1 rRNA gene is annotated in these 1,845 nt (G+C 47.5%); it reads left to right on the top strand.

Annotated features, from left to right (window positions below):
• The first annotated feature begins 231 nt into the window (after window positions 1-231).
• A 16S ribosomal RNA gene (locus tag DB42_RS10045) occupies window positions 232-1,775 on the top strand.
• Window positions 1,776-1,845 lie beyond the last annotated feature (70 nt).

The raw sequence follows: 1,845 nt of genomic DNA on the forward strand, positions 1-1,845 counted from the left end.
TTGCGAAAATAATTCCATATTTTGTATGTTTACTGCTTCTTAAGTGAAAAGTTAAGAAGAAGAACAAAAAAAAGCGTGACCAACGAGTGACGCAAAAAGCTATTTGACAGTGATAGAAAGACAATGTGCAAGCAAACATAAAGTTTGTGCGAAGATTAAAAGGCAACTTTTAATCTCGTTAATAGAATCAGAGATAAATAAATCATTTATCAAGTTTTCAAAGAATATATTTTTCTTGAGAATTTGATCTTGGTTCAGATTGAATGCTGACAGCGTGGATGAGGCATGCAAGTCGAACGAAATGTAGCAATACATTTAGTGGCGGAAGGGTTAGTAATACATGGGTAACTTACCATTAACTTGGGAATAACGATTGGAAACGATCGCTAATACCGAATGTGGTGATAACAAGGCATCTTGAAATCATTAAAGTGGGGGATCTTCGGACCTCGCGGTTAAAGAGAGGCCCATGGGATATCAGCTAGTTGGTAGGGTAAAGGCCTACCAAGGCTAAGACGTCTAGGCGGATTGAGAGATTGACCGCCAACACTGGGACTGAGAACTGCCCAGACTCCTACGGGAGGCTGCAGTCGAGAATCTTTCGCAATGGGCGAAAGCCTGACGAAGCGACGCTGTGTGAGTGATGAAGGCCTTCGGGTCGTAAAACTCTTTCGCCTGGGAACAAGGGGATCTAGCTAACATCTAGAGAACTTGAGCGTACCAGGTAAAGAAGCACCGGCTAACTCCGTGCCAGCAGCTGCGGTAATACGGAGGGTGCAAGCATTAATCGGATTTATTGGGCGTAAAGGGCGCGTAGGCGGGAAGGAAAGTCAGATGTGAAATCCCGGGGCTCAACCTCGGAACAGCATTTGAAACTTCCTTTCTTGAGGGTAGACGGAGAAAATGGAATTCCACAAGTAGCGGTGAAATGCGTAGATATGTGGAAGAACACCAGTGGCGAAGGCGATTTTCTAGTTTACACCTGACGCTGAGGCGCGAAAGCAAGGGGATCAAACAGGATTAGATACCCTGGTAGTCCTTGCCGTAAACGATGTATACTTGGTGTAACCGGAATCAACCCTGGTTGTGCCGAAGCTAACGCGATAAGTATACCGCCTGAGGAGTACGCTCGCAAGGGTGAAACTCAAAAGAATTGACGGGGACCCGCACAAGCAGTGGAGCATGTGGTTTAATTCGATGCAACGCGAAGAACCTTACCCAGGCTTGACATGCAGATGATCATTACAGAGATGTAATTTCCCTTCGGGGCATCTGCACAGGTGCTGCATGGCTGTCGTCAGCTCGTGCCGTGAGGTGTTTGGTTAAGTCCAGCAACGAGCGCAACCCTTATCATTAGTTGCCAACACTTTGGGTGGGAACTCTAATGAGACTGCCTGGGTTAACCAGGAGGAAGGTGAGGATGACGTCAAGTCCGCATGGCCCTTATGTCTGGGGCTACACACGTGCTACAATGGTCGGTACAGAAGGCAGCGAAGCCGCGAGGTGAAGCAAATCCTAAAAGCCGATCTCAGTTCAGATTGTAGTCTGCAACTCGACTACATGAAGACGGAATTGCTAGTAATGGTGGGTCAGCAACACCACCGTGAATACGTTCCCGGGTCTTGTACACACCGCCCGTCACATCATGGGAGTTGGTTTTACCCGAAGCCGCTGGCTCAACCGCAAGGAGAGAGGCGTCTAAGGTGAGGCTGATGACTGGGATGAAGTCGTAACAAGGTAGCCCTACCGGAAGGTGGGGCTGGATCACCTCCTTTTAAGGACAGAGAATGCGTTAGGAATAACCATTCTTAGGTTGAAACAAACTTTAGCTGCACATTGTCTTCC

The organism is Neochlamydia sp. EPS4 (assembly GCF_000813665.1).
GTDB lineage: Bacteria > Chlamydiota > Chlamydiia > Chlamydiales > Parachlamydiaceae > Neochlamydia.